This window comes from Pseudobutyrivibrio ruminis (assembly GCF_015057245.1).
GTDB lineage: Bacteria > Bacillota > Clostridia > Lachnospirales > Lachnospiraceae > Pseudobutyrivibrio > Pseudobutyrivibrio ruminis_E.
Genome location: NZ_SVET01000001.1, coordinates 410,903 through 432,871 on the forward strand (window position 1 = coordinate 410,903; position 21,969 = coordinate 432,871).

Below are 21,969 nucleotides of genomic sequence, written 5' to 3' on the forward strand. Positions count from 1 at the left end.
ATGATTTTACTGTATTTCTACCTCAACTTTATCAACTCCACCACAATCTGTTGGCCATAGTAGTAAAGATTTTATTTCAGAAATATCAATAACTCTATCAAAGCAACTTGCGCATACTGCATATTCCTCAGTATCATCTGTAAATCCACTAGAGCCTCCGTTTCCAACATAAGGAAGTCTAGTACCATCTTTCATAACAAAACCTGTAAATTCAGGTATTCCGGTGCCGTCCTCACTAGCCTCTACCTTTCCATTAACCTTATAGTTCACTGTTATTGATACAGGTGATATATCTATAGTTGTGATTGTAAAATTGCTTTCAGGTACATCTTTATTCACTGTTATTGTCTGAGCGTTGCTAGTGGTTGGAAGCTGTAATTCAAAGCTCCAATCACCTTTTACTTGCGCCTCATACTCAGCTTTACCAGGATATATTCCAAGTGAAGAAAAGTCCACATGTAAGGTGTTTCCAGGTATTGTATTTAATCCATCTACAGCCTGAATTTGGATTACATATTCCAAATCTCCATTCTCATCCAAGTAATGACCAATAAATCCATCCTGCTCAAGTGGCGATCCATCCTCGTAAACACCCATGCCATTATCATCAATTATAATTCCATCATAGAAGTAGCTGCTTCCATTTACCCATGAAGACTCTGAATCTTTCTCATCACCTAAATAATAATCTACATCTACCCCTGGCTCTTCTTTATCAGAAATGCTAAATCCCGAAACCTTAAAAGAAACATATGCAAATTTATCATCGGCAACTACTGTGTCGGGAGCTATAGTGATTCCCTGATCTGTCACTTGATATGAAGAATAATCAGTAAGCTCCGGATATACGATAGCCTGTCCCTGTTCAGTTAAAGTCTGCTGCTGCACATCAGAAGATTTTAGAGCACCATTCATTCCTCTTCCCCAGAAATGATGTATAGCTGCTGCAGCTGTGGCTGTTGCTAGAAGAGCAAAACAAATACATGCAACAAATGATAATCTCTTATGAAATTTTACAACCTTTTTTTCCTCTGAATATCTATATGCTTTTGCTAATACTGTATCGTCGATTCCAACCATACTTAAATACAAATCTCTACTTCTCATGATGCTAAATATCCCTCCCTTACTAATGTGCTCTGTAGCTTTCCTCTTAATCTACTAAGCGTCACTGATACATTGTTCTGAGTCATTCCAAACTTTTTAGCAATTGTACTGATATCCTCTGTGTAAAAATATCTACATGAGAAAATATAAGCTTCCCTGTCTGGTAGATTATTTACAAAATCTCTGATAATACGCGAAAGCTCTGCCCCAAGAATTGAGCCTTCAACATCACTTGAATCTGGTATACATTCCTCAAGCTCATCAAGTACTTCCGCTATTTCTCCACCGCCTCTTTTTTTCGCTGTCATATTCTCGTATTTATTAAATGCAATGTTACGAGTAATCTTCCCTAAAAAGATTCTCAAAATCTGAGGTCTTGTTGGCGGAATTCTTTTCCATGCCTTCATATATGTATCATCTAAAGCTTCTTCCACATCCTCTGGACACTTTAAAATATTTCCTGCTATAGATGCCAGATAATTGCCATACTTAACATCTGTCTCTTCAATTGCACGTTCATTACGATTGAAATATAACTCTATTATCTCCTCGTCTCTCATATTTGCTCCCTTCGAATTGTTATTTGTAGGCCTTACATCTATATAGACAGGAATTAGATTTGTATCTTACAAAAAAATAAAAAAAATTACTCAACCTATTTTACTATAGGTTGAGTAATTATGACTCATTTTTTATTCAAAGGTAATTACTTCTTCTAAAGCTTTTACAAACTTTTCTAAGCCAAGCTTATCGTCCTCTGAAAATCTATTAAGTTTTGGACTATCAATATCAAGCACGCCTACCACTTTGCCATCCTTATGAATAGGAACAACAATCTCTGAATTAGAAGCGCAGTCGCATGCAATATGTCCTGGAAACTCGTGTACATTTGGTACCACCAAAGTCTCATCATTACCTGCTGCAGTTCCGCACACACCTTTGCCAAGTGCTATTCTGATACATGCAACCTTTCCCTGGAAAGGTCCAAGTAAAAGTGAGCCTTTATTCATCAAATAAAATCCTGCCCAGTTTAACTCCTCCATAGCATCATATATAAGTGCTGATGCATTTGAAAGAACAGGGATAAAGTTTGGCTCATCCTCTGCAAGTGATTTAATCTGGTCTGCTAGTAAATTATAATCTGTCATTTGTCCTCCTACATTACGCAGCTTCTGCCATCTCTGCCTTCCATGTTGTCATCCTTTACATATCTGGCATTGAATTCCATGTTAATCTCTCGAAGCTCCTTTTTTCCTTCTATGTAATCCTCGTACATCTCAGCAAGGCCTGCCATGCATCCATCACAGTTTGCTTCGATATTTCCAAGAGATTCCTTTACGATTTGCTCTCTTTCTTCTTTTGTAGTGTCTTTAATTAAATATGACATAACGTATCTCCATTACTTATTTAAAATTGTTTTAAAAGATTCTGTTATTCGCTGATGACGAATCTTTGCAGCATCAAAATGAACTGAATTGAATGCCAGTTGCATTATCGGTCCTGTACAAAAGGCACATATCAATGTACCAATACCGACTGGTCCACCAAGAATCCATCCCACAAAAGTGGCTAAGCTCAGCAGGATAATGCTTACAGCTCCCAAAGGAACCTTTTTAAGTCTTTTAACTATGCCCACCAGCAAAGTATCTCTTGGACCACAGCCTAATGCTGCTGCCATATAAGTATACTGCGTATATGCAATAATAACCAGCCCAATCAACATAACAGGAATTCCCGTCTTAATGGAGCTACATGGTTTTACTAAATCTATGTAGTTGAAGAAATCCACAGCCTTTCCAACCACGAAAGCGTCTATAAACATTGCAATTCCAATAGGCTCTCTCATCAATATATCAATACCCAATATGCTATATGAAACAAGGATTGATGCTGTGCCATAAAGAATCCCCAGGCTTTTTGAAAGCCCAAGATTCAACACATCCCATGGGCCTGCTCCTATATTAGCCTGAATGGTAAGATATACTCCAAATCCGTTAATAAAAAGGCTTACTGCTGCAAGTATCACATTTGAAAGAATTGTTTTTGTGTTACTATTGCTTCTGCGGTCTTCTCTTATAAATCTGTACACGTAAAAATCCTCTGTAAATCTAAGTTTAATTTTACTCAATTAGCCCGCGCACAATTATACATCATAGATATAAAAAGAGCCAGAAGTTTTATCTTCTGGCTCAAAGATTTTTACAAGAACTTTACTGCAGTTCCATAGGCAAGTACCTCTGCTGCTCCCTGCATAACAGATGACGAAGCATATCTCACTCCTACAATAGCATCTGCTCCAAGCTGCTCAGCCTCATCTACCATTCTCTTTGTAGCAATCTGTCTGGCTTCAACAAGCATATCTGTATAGCCTTTAATCTCACCACCAACAAGTGTCTTCATACCAGCCATGAAATCTTTACCAAAGTTTTTAGACTGTACGATAGTTCCCTTTACTACACCGATTACCTCAAACTCCTGTCCTGGAATTGTTTCAATACTTACGAGCTTCATTTATTTCTCCTCCTTCTATTTCCTTTAATCTTTCTTTTAAAGCAAGAAGTGTTCCCACAATCATTGCTCCAAATAACACTATAATAGCAATTACAAATCCAATTGGTGTCTCAGGATCTGTAATTTCGGCCCATCCAATAAAAGCAATCATAGCAACGAAAAATATAATACTTACTGTGGCTGCTATAATTGGGCCTCTCTTAGTTTTCTTTATATCTATCTTATTAACATCCATAAATCTAACTCCTCCCTTCTCAAGCTTTTTCATTTCATCAAGATAAGATTCAGCCTGTAGACTATCAAACTGAACATCCGCTTCAATCATTTCCCGACACATCTCCTTCATCACATTAAGCTCCTGTTGCCTGTGAGTAAAATGAGAAATGTGTCTATCCAAACAATCTGTCATAGATACCTGTCCTGTTTCCAATTTACGAATATCCTCTATCGGAACATCTAAGCTTCTAAGCAGCTTTATCTTATTTAAAAGCTCCACATCCTTCAGGGAATACTCTCTATATCCATTATCCCTGTTTCGCTCTGGACTAATCAGTCCCTGGTCTTCATAAAAGCGAATATTCTTTTTTGTAATTCCAACTAGTTCTTCTACTTGATTAATCTTCATGCTGTCTCCAAAAACTCTTCTATTAGCCTGTTAATTTCGGCGGGCTTATCCGTATTTGCGTTATGCCCTGCACCTTCGATCCAATGCAAAGGCAATCCTGTGCGAGCATGCCAAGCTCTATTGTACCTTTTAGTAGAGCCTGCCATATCCTTTGTGCCACATATAAGCATCGCTGGACAATTAATCTCGTAAGGAAGCTCTTCTTCCACAGCCTCTACCAAAATCCTATAGCCACCGCCTGCAAGACGTGAGTATCTTTCCTGATCACCGTCATAGGTCATCATAAACTCCTTCATTAAGGCACGTCCATATTCAGAGGTTGCCACCCCATTTGTTCCCTGCCGCAAAAGAGTTTTCCATGGATAATAGCGATACACCGGAGTCATTCTATGAAGTAGCCACAATTCAATTCCTGTATAATACTGCTTTTGCAATGGGGCGGAATCAATCGATACAAACCCGACCACTTTATTAGGAAAAAGCTGCATAAACATCTGTCCCAAATATCCACCCATGGATTGTCCAATAATAACAGGCTTATCGAAACCATTTTCCACAAGGATTTCATTTAACCAAGTAGCTTTATCCGCCAAGGAAAAATCCATATCAAATGGATATGAAGTAGCATGAGCTGGTGCATCCCATACAAACACAGGATACTTCCCTTCAAAACACTCAATCTGCATATCAAATAATCTGTGATCTGCAGTTAACCCAGGTAAAAACACTAGCTGTTTATCCTGACACCCACCATTAGTATTTATCCAATAATGAATATTCCCGCATCTGGTACTATAAACCTTTTCGACCATAAACTATTCTCCTAAGGCAATTGTCTGCTCATCAGAAAATTTCTTATAAACAAATACTGCAATAATGGAAACTATTACAATCAATACAATTTCCACTACTATAGCCGTTGCATATCCTGCCACCAAAACAGTTACAAAATCTGCAAATGCATGTAATGCAATTGATAAGAAAAGTAGCTGAATCTTTCCATCTTTGACTGCCCTATAAACAATATAAGAAAGTGACAGATGTAATGTAATGGCAACAACTCTCTCTACTCCAGCCATGTAAAAATCCACTGGGCTGGTAGTCCACAATAATGAAAGCTGATCAATAGTTTGCTGTTTGATATCGCTGTCTAATAACTCCAATGACTTCTCCATTAATCCAGTATTAATCATATAAGCGCTAATCAGGTTTGATACTGTAGTAAGACCTACAATAATCATAGCCTCAATTCCACCGTGACCAACACCATACATAAATGCATTTTCCTTATTAAGGAATCGTTTCATAAACAATTTCATTGATATGAAACGACCAACCTCTTCAAAGATTCCAGCTGCGAGACCACCATAGATGGCCTTTATAAGAATATTTCCAGTTAAAGCTTCACCAAACTGATTAATCATTCCTATATGCAACAGCTGTTCAAGCACAAGAGCAAATACTACAAATGTAGCAGCTCCTATCCAAAAGCTAATCATTTTTGCTTTTAGCTTGTTCATTGCATATAGCAATAATCCTATTGGCAAACCAAATGAAATTAATAGTGTAAAACACATCCCTATCATTGATGCTACCTGTACTGTTTCCATGTCATCCCTCCCGAGTTAATATTGAGACTTGGCCTTGTCTATGCTTGAAATATAAACCTTCCACAAGGTAGAAGGTCAACACTTTTTATAAAATTTCCAAATAATCTACAGATATTTAAAATTATAGCATAGTAATATATGTAAATATACAAGAAAGAGTTTTGCTTTGCAAAACTCCAGCAGTGCGAGCCGGCAATTGCTTTAAGCAATTATCTTCCTATGCCGGCGAGACACATCTTACAAGCGCAGCTTGTTTTTTACTTTATAGGAATTACAAAGTAATTTCCTATAAAATCGAGTAGGAGGGAGATTTAATCAATCTCCCGACCTCTCACACCACCGTACGTACGGTTCCGTATACGGCGGTTCAATCAACTTAACAAGTAACACATCTTTCGGTGTAGTAATCTAACATTGAAATTAGTCCATATGAGGCTAATCTCTTATTGCTTATAGCTTGGGATATATCAGGTGCACGACAGACTCTCGCGTATCCTTTTGAATATGCGGTTCTCCATGCAGCCCGTTTAGGAACTCCAAGCTTTATAAGATTCTTTGCCTTGTTTTGTGGAGTTTTCCAGTGTTTCCAAATGCACATACGAAGCCTATATCGGATAGTGCCGTCCATGTTATAGCAGATACTTCTCATTGTTCCTATCTTGAAATAGTTAATCCATCCTCTGATAAGCTGATTGAGCTTCTCCACCTTGTATCTGTTGCTAACGCCCCAGCTACGGCAAGTGAGTTCTTTCATTCTCTTCTTAAACTTCGCTACTGATTTCGCATGTGGTTTCGCCTTATATTGATGTGCACTTGTGTCGTAGTAGAATCCGAATCCAAGATATTTTAATCCACTTGGTCTGTCTACTTTGCTCTTGGTCATGTTGACCTTGAGACCTAGTTTCTCCTCAATGAATCGGGAGATATTTCTCATGACTCTATTAGCAGACATTTCACTTCCGACCATGATGATACAGTCGTCCGCGTATCGTACAAAGTTAAGCCCTCGCTTTTCCATTTCCTTATCAAGTTCATTCAGCATGATGTTTGCCAATAATGGCGAGAGATTTCCTCCTTGTGGTGTTCCCACAATGGAGTCCTCGTACTCATCATCAATCATGATTCCACTGACTAGGTATTTTCTAACGATAGAAATAACATCTCCATCTTTTATAGTTCTACCTATGATAGTCATAAGTTTGTCGTGATTTACTGTGTCAAAGAACTTTTCCAAGTCAATGTCTACAATCCAGTCATTACCATCATTCATCATATCGAGTGCTGTTAGGATTGCTTGCTGTGCACATCTATTAGGTCTGAATCCATAACTGTGGTCATGGAATTGTTCCTCATAGATTGGTGTTAACACCTGTGCTATGGCTTGTTGTATGAATCTGTCTGTTACTGTTGGTACTCCTAGGTTTCTGACACCACCATCAGGCTTTGGTATCTCCACTCTTCGAACTGGCTGAGGTTTATACTTTCTTGTCCTCAACTGTTCCTTGATGATATCGCCGTTCTTTTCAAGATGTTCTTTGAGTTCTGTGTACTTCATTCCGTCCACTCCCTCTGCACCTTTGTTTCGTACGACTTGCAGATATGCTCTGTTGAGATTATCGCTAGATAGTATCTGCTCCATTAGACTACTTGTGTCCATGCGTTCTTTCCTTTCCGCCTCGCTTGATTTGACCACCTTTATCCCGATTGGTTACGGCAGGTGTTGTCATTTCTGCAACACGAGACATACTCAAACTTATTGATTGTTCACCCCTTCGCTCCATCTCCATTACAGAGACTTCTTCGCTACTATGGGTTCGGCTGACTTCTCACAGTTCGTTGTTACTAGGCTAATGGAACCTCTGTGAGACCTCCACGCTTAAGGTGCACGCTCTTTCTCTCCATATATCCGCCACATTTACTCTGCTACTACAAAAGTGATAGTTATTAGACTTTGTTGCTTTAGGCCAACTTATCTCTCGTAGCCTAGCCTTATATGTGATTTCTGTCCGTCGGACCAGAGATTTGCTTACAGCTTCCTTCAGATTCCACCTCACGATGGACACCCTTGCTGTTCAGCTATACACTTCCCACTATCTGGGCGTGTTCGGGACTTTCACCCGTTAGAGCGCGCCCATGGCGCGCAAACGTAAAAAAGCTCCAATGCAATTGGAGCTTTCTCTACAATACCAATCTTATATAAACTTCTTAGCAAATGCTTCTGCCTCTGCAAGCTGCTTATCGTTTGGCTTATTTCTAACATAACATGTCTCATCAGCAACTTCGATGCCCTTTTCCTTAAGTGCCTTCTTAATTAAATCAATAGAATGCTTTGAAATCCAAGAAGTTGAAAATACTACTGCCTTCTTAACTTTATTACCATCGATTCCTGATAAATAATCATTCATTATCTTATCAAGTCCATAAGCGTATAATGCGCCACCGATGAATAAAACATCGATGTCTTCAGTAATCTTTGCGCTATCCTCATCTACAGAAATAGGAATAACACCAGCACCTTTTCCAATTGCCTCTGCAAGAAGCTTTGTATTTCCTGATTTTGAATAATATCTAACTGCTACCATAATTTACCTCCTGAATTATAATCGATTTTATATGCTATTTAATTGTGTGCAATTTATATTTTTAATATACATCCCAATCCTAACTATGTCAAGCAATAAAAAAGCTATCCTGCATATCAATGCAAGATAGCTCTAAATCAATCATATATTTATATCTTAGCCACATCCACAAGAGTGTATTCCGTAGGAGCTGATTCAAGTGATGTAGCAAGTGCTACTGCAGTATCGATTGCTGTGATACAGTTAACACCAGTCTCGATAGAATTTCGACGAATGAGGAATCCGTCTCTTGTCTTATCTCCATGTCCCTGTGTAGGTGTATCGATAACAAGGTCAATCTTATGACCAAGGATAAGGTCCATTACGTTTGGAGATTCCTGTGAAATCTTGTTAACCTGAAGTGCATCTACACCACCATCCTGTAAATACTTTGCAGTTGAGCGTGTTGCGTAAATCTTGTAGCCAAGCTTTTCAAATCTCTTTGCAACCCCAAGGGCCTCTGGCTTATCAGCATCCTTTACAGTAATAATCATCTGCTTATGCTTTGGAAGAACAACTCCTGCACCAAGGAATGCCTTGTAAAGAGCTTCTTCGAATGTCTTTGCAATACCAAGACACTCACCAGTAGATTTCATCTCAGGTCCAAGGGAAATCTCAGCTCCACGCAACTTCTCGAATGAGAACACTGGCATCTTGATTGCAATGTAGTCAGCTTCTGGCTGGAGGCCTGGCTTGTATCCCATTTCTGTAATCTTGTGACCAAGGATTGCCTTTGCCGCAAGGTCTACAATTGGAATACCTGTTACCTTACTGATGTATGGAACTGTACGAGAGCTTCGTGGGTTTACCTCAATTACATATACCTCTCCATCCATGGCGATGAACTGGATATTTATCATTCCAAGTACGTGAAGAGCCTTTGCAAGTCGCTCTGTATAATCTACAATCTTGTCCTTAATATCCTGGCTGATTGTGTGAGCTGGATATACTGAAATACTATCACCTGAGTGTATACCAGTACGCTCAATATGCTCCATGATACCAGGAATGAGAATATTCTCACCATCGCAGATGGCGTCAACCTCAATCTCCTTGCCCTGCAAGTACTTATCTACAAGGATTGGATGATCCTGAGCAATCTGATTGATGATATCCATGAACTTTTCGATTTCTTCATCGTTGAAAGCAATCTGCATTCCCTGTCCACCAAGTACATATGAAGGACGAACAAGCACTGGATAGCCAAGTCGATTAGCAACTTCCTTTGCTTCTTCAGCAGTAAACACTGTGCCGCCGGCAGCACGTGGAATCTGTGTCTGCTCAAGAATTTCATCAAAGAGTTCTCTATCCTCTGCTGCATCTACGTCCTCAGCCTTTGTTCCAAGGATAGGCACACCGATTTTCATAAGGTGCTCTGTAAGCTTGATAGCTGTCTGGCCACCAAACTGTACGATTGCTCCGTCTGGCTTTTCAAGATTTACGATTGATTCTACATCCTCGTTTGTAAGAGGTTCGAAGTAAAGCTTATCTGCTATATCAAAGTCTGTTGATACTGTTTCTGGGTTGTTATTTACGATAACTGTCTCCCAGCCTTCCTTTGCAAACGACCATGTAGCATGAACTGAACAGTAATCAAACTCAACACCCTGACCGATTCTGATAGGACCAGAACCAAGTACAAGTACCTTCTTTCTGTCCTTTGTCTCTACAGCTTCGTTTTCGCTTCCGTAGACACTGTAGTAGTAAGGTGTCATGGCATCAAACTCTGCTGCACATGTATCAACCATTTTGTAAGCTGCTACGATGCCGTTGTCATAACGCATCTGACGAACCTCGTCCTCAGTCATCTTTCCATTCAAGTGGGCAATTACGCTATCTGGGAACTCAATTCTCTTTGCTTCTTTAAGAAGGTCAACTGTAAGCTCTTCCTGCTGAAGTCTAAGCTCCATTTCAACAAGAATCTTAATTTTATCAATGAACCACATATCGATCTTTGTGATATTGTGAATAGTCTCGTATGATGCTCCTCGTCTAAGGGCTTCAGCGATGCAGTAAATTCTTCTATCATCAACAACCTTAAGTGCTTCGTTAAGTTCCTCATCTGTCATATCGCAGAAATCGTAGCTGAGAAGCGAATCTACATGCTGCTCAAGTGAGCGGATTGCCTTCATAAGGGCACCCTCAAAGTTGTTGCATATAGACATTACTTCGCCAGTAGCCTTCATCTGGGTAGTAAGCTTACGCTGAGCTGTAATGAACTTATCAAATGGAAGGCGTGGAATCTTTACTACGCAGTAATCAAGCATTGGCTCAAATGATGCATAAGTCTTCTTTGTAATAGCATTTGGAATCTCATCAAGTGTATAACCAAGAGCAATCTTTGCTGCTACCTTCGCAATAGGGTATCCTGTTGCCTTTGAGGCAAGTGCTGATGAACGAGATACACGTGGATTTACCTCGATTACACAGTACTCAAAGCTTTCTGGATGAAGCGCATACTGTACGTTACATCCACCTGTGATTCCAAGCTCATCTATAATACGAAGTGCAGATGTACGAAGCATCTGATACTCCTTGTCACCAAGTGTCTGTGAAGGAGCAACTACAATTGAGTCACCTGTATGTACACCAACTGGGTCGATGTTTTCCATATTACATACTGTGATGCAGTTGCCATTGGCATCACGCATTACCTCGTACTCAATTTCCTTCCATCCAGCGATGCATCTTTCTACAAGAACTTCATGTACACGTGAAAGACGAAGGCCGTTTGTAAGAATTTCTACAAGCTCCTGCTGATTGTTTGCAATACCACCGCCTGAACCACCAAGTGTATAAGCAGGTCTAAGTACTACTGGATAGCCGATTGTGTTAGTAAACTTGATACCATCCTCAACTGTGTTTACAACAAGTGATGCTGCAACAGGCTCACCAAGCTTTTCCATAGTATCCTTGAATGCCTGTCTATCCTCAGCTCTAAAGATTGTCTCAGCTGTTGTACCGATAAGCTTAACTCCCTGCTCTTCTAAGAAACCTGACTCTGCAAGCTCCATACCAAGGTTAAGTCCAGCCTGTCCACCAAGTGTTGGAAGAAGCGAATCTGGCTTTTCCTTAATAATAATCTGCTTTAAAACATCTACTGTAAGAGGCTCAATATAAACCTGATCTGCTATCTCTTTGTCTGTCATGATTGTGGCAGGGTTGGAGTTAACAAGACAAACCTCAATGCCTTCTTCCTTAAGTGATCGACATGCCTGTGTTCCAGCATAATCGAACTCTGCCGCCTGTCCGATGACGATAGGACCTGAGCCAATCACCATTACTTTCTTAATGTCACTTCTCTTTGGCATTACTGCTCTCCTCCCATCATCTTAATAAATCTATCAAATAAATATCCGCTGTCCTGTGGTCCTGGGCATGCCTCAGGATGGAACTGAACAGTGAAAATGTTCTTTCCTGTATACTTAAGTCCCTCATTTGTTCCATCGTTTACATTCACAAATGCAGGTACTGCAATTTTTTCATCAAGTCCATCTGTATCAACTACATAACCGTGGTTTTGTGATGAAATGTATACTCTGCCAGTCTCCAAGTCCTTTACAGGATGGTTGCCACCTCTGTGTCCGTACTTAAGCTTGTGAGTATCTAGACCAGTTGCAAGTGCCATAAGCTGATGTCCAAGGCAAATTGCAAAAATTGGGACATTGCTGTCATAAAGCTTTTTAACCTCATCAATGATAGGCCCGCAGTCCTTTGGATCGCCAGGTCCGTTTGAAAGCATAATACCGTCTGGCTCTGCTGCAAGGATTTCCTTTGCAGGAGTGTGAGCAGGATAAATAGTAACCTCACATCCTCTATCATTAAGAGACTTTGCAATGTTTCTCTTTGCACCGAAATCTAATAGTGCTACCTTTTTTCCATTTCCTGGTAGAACCGTCTTCTCCTGGCAAGTAACCTTTGAAACTACATCCCCAGTTCTATATGCCTGAAGCTTTGGCTTAATTTCATCGAAATTAAAGTGCTCGTTTGTAGTAATCATTCCGTTCATTGTTCCGCGGTCACGTAAGATTTTTGTAAGAGCACGTGTATCGATACCTGAAATACCGGTGATATTGTGCTTAACCAAGAAATCCTGAATAGTTCCCTTGCAGCGGAAGTTTGATGGAATTCTACTAAGCTCTCTAACAATAAATCCATCAGGCCATGGTCTGCCACTTTCCATATCATCTGTAATACCATAATTACCAATAAGTGGATATGTCATGCATACGGCCTGACCTGCATAAGAAGGATCTGTCAGAACTTCCAAATATCCAGTCATAGAAGTATTGAAAACAATCTCACTAACGACCTCTCTGGTAGATCCTATGCTTGTGCCTTCAAATACTGTGCCATCTTCCAAAATCAAAAATGCTTTCATCTTTCCTCTTTTCTACCCTTTTTCTTTCTCTCGCTCCCTCCCAAGTTCTTTTTGCATACCATCTGATATTTCTAACTATTCTAGTATCGCTCTCGCTATACTCACTAGAATAGCAAGAAATATCAAATGGCATTTTTCTAAATTATTAGAAGGGAGCTATTTAAACTAATCTCTAGAAAATCACATCGATTTTCGGATTTTGTAAAACTCCAAGGTAGAACAATTTACCTTGGAGTTTATTTTTTATCTAAAGTAATCCACACCAGATTCGAAAATCTTCATGTCCTGATTACCATAAATGTTAAGTGCTACGCCACTTCCTCTACGCTCTGCATGAGCCATCTTACCAAATACTCTACCATCTGGACTTGTAATACCTTCGATTGCATAGTAGCTTCCGTTGATATTCCATTCCTCATCCATTGTAGGGTTGCCGTTTTCATCTACATACTGAGTAGCAACCTGTCCGTTTTCGAAGAGCTTCTTAATCCACTCTTCTGAAGCAACGAAACGTCCCTCACCGTGAGATGCTGGTGAACAATAAGTCTCTCCAAGCTGTGCACCTGCAAGCCATGGTGACTTGTTGCTGACTACCTTTGTGTAGGCAATCTTAGAAATATGACGTCCTATTGTGTTGTATGTAAGAGTTGGTGAATCTGCTGACTGTGTATGGATTTCACCGTAAGGTACAAGACCAAGCTTGATAAGAGCCTGGAATCCATTACAGATACCTAACATCAAACCATCTCTATTCTCTAAAAGATTTGTAATTGCTTCCTTCATCTTTGCATTTCTAAATGCAGTTGCGAAGAATTTAGCTGAACCCTCTGGCTCATCACCAGCTGAGAATCCACCAGGGAACATAACAATCTGAGACTGAGCAATTGCTCTTGTAAACTCATCTACTGATTCTCTGATATCCTCGGCATTCTGATTCTTGAATACCTTTACATTTGTGATTGCACCTGCCTTTTCAAAGGCACGAGCTGAATCGTATTCGCAGTTTGTTCCTGGGAATACTGGGATAAATACTCTTGGCTTAGCAATCTTGTTTTTACTGATGTAGAAATTCTTTGCCTTGTAAAGCTCTGTGTTTACAAGAGATGTATCATCATGGCTGCGTGTCTTGAATACCTTTTCAAGTGTTCCTGTCCATGCAGCAAGAGCCTCATCCATAGAAATCTTTACATCCTTGTATGTGAATGTTGCATCATCTGTAACTTCACCAACTTCGTAGCCACAATCAGAGAATCCTCTCTTTTCAAGCTCCTGAATGATAGCAAGTGCGCCATCCTCTGAAACTTCAACTACGATATCGCCAATTACACATCCGAATAATAATCCGTTCTGGCATTCATCAACAAGCTTTACACCAAACTTGTTACCGAAGGCCATCTTAGAAACAGCTGGTACTAATCCATATGCATCAAGAGCATATGCAGCCTTGATATTTCCAAGTTCAACCATCTGTCTTACTACTTCATAAACAACCTTTGCTTGGCTGTAATTTGGCTGGTCATAATTATCACGAAGAATTCTAAGTAAGAAAAGCTTATCTCCTGCTTCCTTAAGCTCTGGTGTAACAATATCCTGCTGTTTTGCAACATCTACAGCAAATGATACAAGTGTTGGTGGAACATCAATTTCATTGAATGTTCCTGACATTGAATCCTTACCACCTATAGAAGGAAGACCGAACTCCATCTGAGCCTTGTAAGCACCAAGAAGTGCTGCAAATGGCTGGCTCCATCTCTTTGGATCTTCGCTCATTCTGCGGAAGTATTCCTGGAATGTAAATCTGATTTTCTTGTAATCACCACCAGTAGCTACGATACGTGAGATTGACTCAAGTACGGCTAACTGTGAACCGTGATATGGTGACCAAGAGCTTACATATGGATTAAATCCATAAGCCATCATTGTAACAGCGTCTGTATTTCCATCTGCAACAGGAACCTTAGCAACCATTGCCTGAGTTTCTGTAAGCTGATATCTACCACCGAAAGGCATAAGTGTTGAGCCAGCTCCGATTGAGCCATCAAACATCTCAACAAGTCCCTTCTGTGAGCAAACATTAAGATCAGCAAGTGTATCAAGCCATGCTGCCTTTAAATCATTATTTTCAATGTCCTTTGCTACCTTTTCGATACCGATTTTATCTGTATATTTATCATTGCTATCAGGAAGCTCTACATATACATCTGTCTCCTGATGAGCACCGTTTGTATCAAGGAATGCTCTAGAAAGGTTAACGATTTCCTTACCTCTCCAGTTGAGAACAAGACGTGGCTCCTCAGTAACAACTGCAACCTCAATTGCCTCAAGGTTTTCCTCTGCAGCATACTGTAAGAACTTATTAACGTCAGCTGGTGATACAACTACAGCCATTCTCTCCTGAGATTCTGAAATAGCAAGCTCTGTACCATCAAGACCTGCATACTTCTTTGGAACCTTATCAAGATCAACTGTAAGACCTGGAGCAAGCTCTCCGATTGCTACTGATACACCGCCGGCACCAAAGTCGTTACACTTTTTGATAATATATGAAACTTCTTCTCGTCTGAAAAGTCTCTGAATCTTTCTTTCTGTAGGTGGATTACCCTTCTGAACCTCAGCACCACATACTGCTGTAGATTCTGTGTTGTGTGCCTTAGATGAACCTGTAGCACCACCAATACCATCACGTCCTGTACGTCCACCAAGGAGAATGATTCTGTCTCCTGGATCAGAGTTTAATCTCTGTACTGCACGTCTTGGAGCAGCACCCATAACAGCACCAATCTCCATACGCTTTGCAACGTAATCTGGATGATAGATTTCCTTTACATATCCTGTAGCAAGACCAATCTGGTTACCATATGAACTATATCCATGAGCAGCCTCACGAACAAGCTTCTTCTGTGGAAGTTTTCCTTCGATTGTATCCTTTACTGAAACTGTAGGATCAGCAGCGCCTGTAACACGCATAGCCTGATATACATAAGTACGTCCTGAAAGTGGATCTCTGATTGCACCTCCAAGACATGTAGCAGCACCACCAAATGGCTCAATTTCTGTTGGATGGTTGTGTGTTTCATTCTTGAAGTTGATAAGCCACTCTTCTTCTGTTCCATCTACATTAATAGGAACAACGATTGAACATGCATTAATCTCGTCAGATTCCTCCTGATCATTAAGCTTGCCATCTGCTTTAAGACGCTTCATAGCAAGAAGTGCCAAATCCATTAAGCATACAAACTTATCATCTCTATCCTTATAAAGAATCTTGAAGTTATCAAGATAATCATCAAAAGTTGCCTGGATAGGAGCTTTGTAATAACCATCTTCAATAGTAACGTTCTTTAACTCTGTAGAGAATGTAGTATGTCTACAATGATCAGACCAATATGTATCTAATACCCTGATTTCTGTAACAGTAGGGTCTCTGTGTTCTTCATTGGAAAAATAGTTCTGAATGTGAAGGAAATCCTTAAATGTCATAGCAAGATTTAAGGAATCATATAAATTACGTAAATCATTTTCAGCCATAGAAATGAATCCGTCAAAAGTCTTGACGTCGGCTGGCTCATCGAAATTATTAGATAGAGACTCTGGCTTTTCAAGTGAAGTCTCTCTAGAATCAACTGGATTAATACAATGTGATTTTATAGCATTAAATTCATCGTCAGAAATGCTACCCTCAATAACATAGGTAGTAGCTGTATGAATAGTAGGATTCTCATCCTCATTTAGAAGTTTAAGACACTGCTCCGCAGAATCAGCTCTCTGGTCAAACTGACCTGGTAAAAACTCAACAGAAAAAACTCTGCCATTGTAATCAAATGTTTCTTCATAAACATCATCAACAGGTGGCTCCGAAAACACCGTCTTTACCGCTTTTTTAAAGACCTCATCAGAAACATCCTGAATGTCATACCGAATCAGAACCCTGACTCCTGTAACACCCTTGATGCCTAAGTAACTTCCTATTTCGGAATACAGTGACTTAGCAGATACTGCAAACTGTGGTTTTTTCTCAACGTAAACTCTTCTTACCTTGCCCACTTTACACCTCCGTGATATTTATTTTGTATCGCAGGATGTACAAAACCTCGCACACCCCACAGTTGTAGATAGTATATCACAATTTGTTCACATGTCCTAATACTTTTTCAGTCTATTTTTTTAATTAAATTTGTTACTTTTTAACGAAAGTGTTTATTTATCTTTCCAAAAAGCTTTTACCTGGTCTTCTACATTTTCTACGGATGTAAATACAGCGTCGTTCCATTCTCTTGGAAATGTCTTTCTGTAACTTCCAAATCTAAATCGTTCATCCAGCAACGCGATAACTCCCACGTCGTCCTTAGTTCTGATAAGACGTCCAGCTGCCTGAATAACTTTATTCATTCCAGGATACAAGTATGCATACTCAAATCCATTTTTACCATTCTCATCAAAGAAGTCCGACATAAGCTTTCTCTCATTGCCAACCTGTGGAAGTCCTGCCCCAAGTACAATTGAGCCAATAAGCTTTCCGCCAACTAAATCTATTCCCTCTGAAAAAATCCCTCCAAGAGTACAAAACGCTACCATTGATTTGTCTCTTTTCTTTTCAAATTCTAGCAAGAAATCTTCTCGTTCCTGCTCTGTCATATTTTGCTGTTGAACAATTACATCAACATCGCCCATTATGTCACTGAATTTGTTTTGTATATCCTCTAAAAACTTATATGAAGGGCCAAAAACCATATAGTTTCCCTGCTTCGCATTTACGATAGTATTTATGTAAGTGGCAAATTTCTGATATTCGTCATCACCTCGTCTTGTATATTTGCTAGTTACATCCGTACCTAACATCAAAAGACGATTCTTCTGATTAAAAACCGAGTCCACATATATTGCATATACATCTTTGTCATTACAAAGCAAATCCTTGTAATAATCGATAGGAAGTAATGTCGCGCTAAAGTATACTGTTGCTCTTGCCATTCTAAGTCTATCCTGCAGCTGCGCAGATGGATCAATACAATATAAATGAAGATTGAAATTTTTATCCTCATCAAAATCACAGTATATTCGATAGTGGTCACTATCCTGTTGATAAGCTAAAGCTGTAAAATTTCTCAATCTGAAATAAAAATCTAGAACTTCATCCTGATATATTCCAAATTTGATTTCTTTTTTAAATAGCTGTTCCAATATCATCTGCAAATTGTCACAAGCATTTAAAAGCATATCAACGTCATCTAATACAGTTATGTCGTGATCACACTCACGCTTATATTCAAGCATTATTCTATTGCACTTTTCCAATGCGTTAACAAGCTTTTTGCTGACCGGCTTAGCATATCTTTTTATAGAAAGAATCTCTTCCTTTATCAACGTTTCAGAATACATTTCTCTAGCTCTATCAACCATATTGTGAGCTTCGTCAATAAGGAATATATGCTCTCCGCCTTTGCCTTCAGCAAAAAATCTCTTTAAATATACATTTGGGTCAAACACATAGTTGTAGTCACAGATAATACCTTCGCACCATGTGCTAACATCAAGAGCCAATTCAAAAGGACAAACCACGTATTCTTCAGCATAGCCTAAAATAACATCTCTTGTTATTACTGTTTCTTTAGTGATTACTTCATATATAACATCATTAATTCTATCAAAATGGCCCCTAGCATAAGGACAATAATCCGGATTACAATCAGCCTCATCGCAAAGGCACATTTTTTCCTTCGCTGTTAACATAATTGTCTTTCCTTCATATCCTTTTTCAACCAAAAGACTATATGCATCCCTAGCTGCAATAGCCGTAGCTGTTTTAGCAGTAAGATAGAAAACTCTCTCAGCAAGATTCTGCCCCAAGGCCATTACAGCAGGATAAACATTTGCAATAGTCTTTCCTGTACCAGTAGGGGCCTGCATAAACAAAATCTTTCTTCTATATATGCTTCGATAAACATCACTAACAAGCTTCTTTTGTCCATCTCTATAATCATATGGGAATTCCAAGCCTTGAACAGATTCAAGAAGCTCCATTTTATGATAGTATTGAAAATCTGCCCATTTCTTAAATATTCCAATAATGGTCAAAAACCAATCTTCTATTTCTTCGAAAGTATATACATGATTAAAGTACTTAACCTCCTCAGTCTCTAGACTAACATAAGTCATCTGTACTTCAATTGTTTCCAATTTATATTCAGAAGCTACCATATAGGCATAGCATTTAGCCTGAGCTTCATGTACTAGCACAGGCTTCTCAAATGTCATTACATCCATATACATTCCCTTTATTTCATCTACAGTGGCTGTAACAACATTTCCCGATTCATCTCTATCTAAAACAAGGCCATCAGCTCTTCCTTCCAAACCAAGAACATAGTCTTCATATTCTATCTGGAATTTAAGAGGAACTTCTGCACTATAAAATGGACCCATAGAACTTTGTATTTTTCTATGGATCCTACTTCCTGCTTGCATTGCCTCAAAAGGATCTACCGATCCTTTCCTATCATCGATATCTCCTTCTCTAAGGAGAAACTCGACCAAGTTGCGAACCGAAATATTTATTTGTGCCTTTTCTCCCTCAGGAGTTATTAATCTAGAAACTTTCATAAATAAAAAACCCTGTGATAAACACAGGGTTATTATACCTTATTCTATTCTATGCAACAACGAACTTCTTAACAGCGTTTCTAAATGATGGTTCGATGTGATCTGCAACATATACATCCATGTCTCTCTTGATTCCCATTGCAAGTACTCCAAGAAGGGACTTACCATCGATATAAACTACTCCGCTATGAAGGTCGACATCGCTGCCACACTTAGCAGCTGCTGTAACAAACTCTTCTGCGTCCTGTGTGTTCTCAAGTCTAATTTTAAACTTCATAAACAAATCAACTCCTATAAAAACCAAAATCCATTTACTACAATACGTCTTCCTTAACGTACTTGATACTTTATAACACCATTTATAAATGCTGTCAATGCAATTTTTGTCACAGACTTATCAATTCGTGCAGTAACTTTTTGATTTTTATAAAAAATTGCTATGTGAAGTTTATCTGAACACTTTTATAAATTTCAGTTTCCGTATATTGCCTATTTTTCGCCGTTTAGCAGCATTTTCAGAGCGCGCGTTTCCAAGAAACCAAAATATATTGATTTAGTGTCCAAATTATTAAATTTTTGTAAATTTGTATTTAAATGAGTACAAAATCACTAAATAAACATATTACCATACCATTTCAAGGCTTCTACATATGCATCGTACACATCATGCATTTCAATATCGTGTAGAACCATTAATCTGGATACTTCCTGCCAATCACCAGCTTCGTAACTAAGCAAGAATTCAAGCTGAGGTGAAAAGATACCATCATCCTCCACTAAGGCTTTCTTTATTTCATTACTAACACCAACCTGCTCAAGAGCCTTTTCCATAGGCATATCTAGTATTAAATTAAGTAGAGAAAACAGTCCCATTAGGAACAATTCATCTTTTCTCATAGCATAATCAAATACAGGTGCCAGATTCTCTGCAAATCTTGCTCTAACTAATGATAGTCGTGTAATCTCATTAGGCTTACCAGCTGCTAAACCATTGAATAATGTAGTATTTAGCCAACGTCTAATCTCACGTTGTCCTAAAAGTGCTGTAGCTTGAGCAATGGATCTAATATTAGAATTTACTGTAAGCTTATTTGCAATTTTCAATAATTCAATTGAAAGTGCAGGGTCCTGTCCTATAACATTAGAAACATCGCTAAGATTAAAATCAGGCTGATTTATAACTGTCATCAGCTTCATATAATTAATCTTAATAGGAGAAACCTCTGTATCCTTTTCATTTATAGGGACTCTAAAGAAAGTACCTTCAAAGATTTTGAATAAACCTGAATCTTTAGCAGCATAAAATTCCTCTTTAGTGTGTAGATTCTCTGCGCAAAAATCCATATTAGGAACAACTTTTTTGAACTCTTTAGCCTGAGCAACAACATCACCAGCGTCACTGTTAATCAGGAATAAGTCGAAATCATTTAACATAAACTTAAAATCATCAATACTAGCAAGAGGTAAATCCTTCATAGCTAACTTAAATCCCTTACTTTTCAAATCAAGTAAACGTTTGTTGTATGATTCCTCTGGTTTAATAGTCTGATCAACTAGTAAAACGATTCTACCATCAAATCCAGTCAACTGCTGTTCAATATTAGAAAACAATGAAATATTATTAATCGGAATCATTATGCTGCAATTTGCGACAAGATCATCCTCCGAAACACTATCGAAAACTTCAATTCCTACTATAGAGCCAGCACCATCATATCTTCCTGCGCCAAGCAAATGGGGATGTTCATATAAATTCTCCTTCTGCGCATATAAGCAATATGATGCAACTGACATATCTTCATAAAACAGTGGTACCAATGTAGCAAGCATAATTCCTTCTCCTTTGCACGTAGTATAGTAAAACCCCTTAAGAAAATTATAAATTGAATTTTCTGACTATTTTAGATTATTATAACATTTTGTTTTTACACATTCAATTAATTAAGTAGTTTATTTATATCAAGTTTAAATACGAAAAAAGCCTTGAAAGCAATGCTTTCAAGGCTTTTAGAAACAGGGGATGAGAGAATCGAACTCCCACCAAAGGTTTTGGAGACCCCTATCATACCATTTGACCAATCCCCTAAATCGTAAGCGAAAAACCCAAAATTGATTTGAGTCCCTCACCCACGCGACTAGTAAATATTAACACAATATCTAGTCGCTTTCAATAGAAAAATCACAAAATTTTCACATTATTTTTTCTATCTTAAGCAAACAAAAAGTTCTTGCTAAATTGCAAGAACTTTAGTGGAGACGGAGAGATTCGAACTCTTGACCCCCTGCTTGCAAGGCAGGTGCTCTCCCAACTGAGCTACGCCCCCAAATAGTGGTTTCTCTACGAAAAAAGCAAGCTCTTGCTTGCTACTTCTCTTATAACAACCTCAAAACTTCACACAGTAAAACTTAGTGTCCGAAAATTCGCTACACATCTTCCTTTTAGAATAAACCTTCGATCTATTAGTATTCATCAGCTGAATGCGTTACCGCACTTACACCTTGAACCTATCTACC

The 21,969-nt window shown here is 38.8% G+C and carries 17 protein-coding genes and 2 tRNA genes; all 19 read right to left on the reverse strand.

What is annotated here, in order from left to right:
- Positions 1 to 6: 6 nt before the first annotated feature.
- The 19 genes from E7274_RS01980 to E7274_RS02070 all read right to left on the reverse strand — a co-directional run bounded on the left by E7274_RS01980 (position 7) and on the right by E7274_RS02070 (position 21,779).
- Positions 7 to 1,107, reverse strand: coding sequence for a DUF4179 domain-containing protein (locus E7274_RS01980; RefSeq protein ID WP_304173273.1), 1,101 nt, complete (start codon positions 1,105 to 1,107; stop codon positions 7 to 9).
- Positions 1,104 to 1,667 (reverse strand): RNA polymerase sigma factor, encoded by a 564-nt coding sequence (locus tag E7274_RS01985; RefSeq protein ID WP_044937595.1) that lies wholly within the window; start codon positions 1,665 to 1,667, stop codon positions 1,104 to 1,106. The genes E7274_RS01980 and E7274_RS01985 overlap by 4 nt, the downstream gene beginning before the upstream one ends.
- Before the next feature lie 132 nt (positions 1,668 to 1,799).
- The gene (locus E7274_RS01990) at positions 1,800 to 2,255 is read right to left on the reverse strand and encodes a GAF domain-containing protein (protein ID WP_090395482.1); all 456 of its coding nucleotides are present in this window, start codon (positions 2,253 to 2,255) and stop codon (positions 1,800 to 1,802) included.
- Positions 2,256 to 2,263: 8 nt separating this feature from the next.
- Positions 2,264 to 2,494: a hypothetical protein gene (locus tag E7274_RS01995; protein WP_015550048.1), complete on the reverse strand. Its 231-nt coding sequence runs from the start codon at positions 2,492 to 2,494 to the stop codon at positions 2,264 to 2,266.
- A 12-nt stretch (positions 2,495 to 2,506) separates the two neighbouring features.
- Positions 2,507 to 3,235, reverse strand: a complete 729-nt coding sequence (locus tag E7274_RS02000) for a YczE/YyaS/YitT family protein (RefSeq protein WP_304173275.1) — start codon at positions 3,233 to 3,235, stop codon at positions 2,507 to 2,509.
- A gap of 71 nt (positions 3,236 to 3,306) precedes the next feature.
- The gene (locus E7274_RS02005) at positions 3,307 to 3,618 is read right to left on the reverse strand and encodes a YbjQ family protein (protein ID WP_074791971.1); all 312 of its coding nucleotides are present in this window, start codon (positions 3,616 to 3,618) and stop codon (positions 3,307 to 3,309) included.
- Complete coding sequence (locus E7274_RS02010; RefSeq protein WP_304173277.1) at positions 3,599 to 4,243, reverse strand: MerR family transcriptional regulator; 645 nt, start codon at positions 4,241 to 4,243, stop codon at positions 3,599 to 3,601. Before E7274_RS02010 ends, E7274_RS02005 begins: the two co-directional genes overlap by 20 nt.
- Positions 4,240 to 5,055, reverse strand: coding sequence for an alpha/beta fold hydrolase (locus E7274_RS02015; RefSeq protein ID WP_304173279.1), 816 nt, complete (start codon positions 5,053 to 5,055; stop codon positions 4,240 to 4,242). The genes E7274_RS02010 and E7274_RS02015 overlap by 4 nt, the downstream gene beginning before the upstream one ends.
- 3 nt (positions 5,056 to 5,058) lie before the next feature.
- Positions 5,059 to 5,853 carry a YhfC family intramembrane metalloprotease gene (locus tag E7274_RS02020; RefSeq protein WP_304173281.1) on the reverse strand — a complete coding sequence of 265 codons (795 nt, stop codon included), beginning with the start codon at positions 5,851 to 5,853 and terminating at the stop codon, positions 5,059 to 5,061.
- A gap of 376 nt (positions 5,854 to 6,229) precedes the next feature.
- The gene (gene ltrA / locus E7274_RS02025) at positions 6,230 to 7,510 is read right to left on the reverse strand and encodes a group II intron reverse transcriptase/maturase (protein WP_304173284.1); all 1,281 of its coding nucleotides are present in this window, start codon (positions 7,508 to 7,510) and stop codon (positions 6,230 to 6,232) included.
- A gap of 535 nt (positions 7,511 to 8,045) precedes the next feature.
- Positions 8,046 to 8,435, reverse strand: a complete 390-nt coding sequence (locus E7274_RS02030) for a flavodoxin family protein (RefSeq protein ID WP_304173286.1) — start codon at positions 8,433 to 8,435, stop codon at positions 8,046 to 8,048.
- A 149-nt stretch (positions 8,436 to 8,584) separates the two neighbouring features.
- Complete coding sequence (gene carB, locus E7274_RS02035) at positions 8,585 to 11,785, reverse strand: carbamoyl-phosphate synthase large subunit (RefSeq protein ID WP_304173288.1); 3,201 nt, start codon at positions 11,783 to 11,785, stop codon at positions 8,585 to 8,587.
- Positions 11,785 to 12,855 (reverse strand): carbamoyl phosphate synthase small subunit, encoded by a 1,071-nt coding sequence (locus E7274_RS02040; RefSeq protein WP_304173290.1) that lies wholly within the window; start codon positions 12,853 to 12,855, stop codon positions 11,785 to 11,787. The genes carB and E7274_RS02040 overlap by 1 nt, the downstream gene beginning before the upstream one ends.
- A gap of 243 nt (positions 12,856 to 13,098) precedes the next feature.
- Positions 13,099 to 16,899 carry a phosphoribosylformylglycinamidine synthase gene (locus tag E7274_RS02045; protein WP_304173292.1) on the reverse strand — a complete coding sequence of 1,267 codons (3,801 nt, stop codon included), beginning with the start codon at positions 16,897 to 16,899 and terminating at the stop codon, positions 13,099 to 13,101.
- Between the two features lie 153 nt (positions 16,900 to 17,052).
- Entirely contained in the window at positions 17,053 to 19,455 is a 2,403-nt protein-coding gene (locus E7274_RS02050; RefSeq protein ID WP_304173293.1) for an ATP-dependent DNA helicase, read from the reverse strand.
- A 49-nt stretch (positions 19,456 to 19,504) separates the two neighbouring features.
- Positions 19,505 to 19,732, reverse strand: a complete 228-nt coding sequence (locus E7274_RS02055) for an HPr family phosphocarrier protein (RefSeq protein ID WP_304173295.1) — start codon at positions 19,730 to 19,732, stop codon at positions 19,505 to 19,507.
- Between the two features lie 332 nt (positions 19,733 to 20,064).
- Positions 20,065 to 21,285 (reverse strand): EAL and HDOD domain-containing protein, encoded by a 1,221-nt coding sequence (locus E7274_RS02060; protein ID WP_304173297.1) that lies wholly within the window; start codon positions 21,283 to 21,285, stop codon positions 20,065 to 20,067.
- A 184-nt stretch (positions 21,286 to 21,469) separates the two neighbouring features.
- Positions 21,470 to 21,540 (reverse strand) — tRNA-Trp (locus E7274_RS02065).
- A gap of 166 nt (positions 21,541 to 21,706) precedes the next feature.
- Positions 21,707 to 21,779 (reverse strand) — tRNA-Ala (locus E7274_RS02070).
- Positions 21,780 to 21,969: the final 190 nt, after the last annotated feature.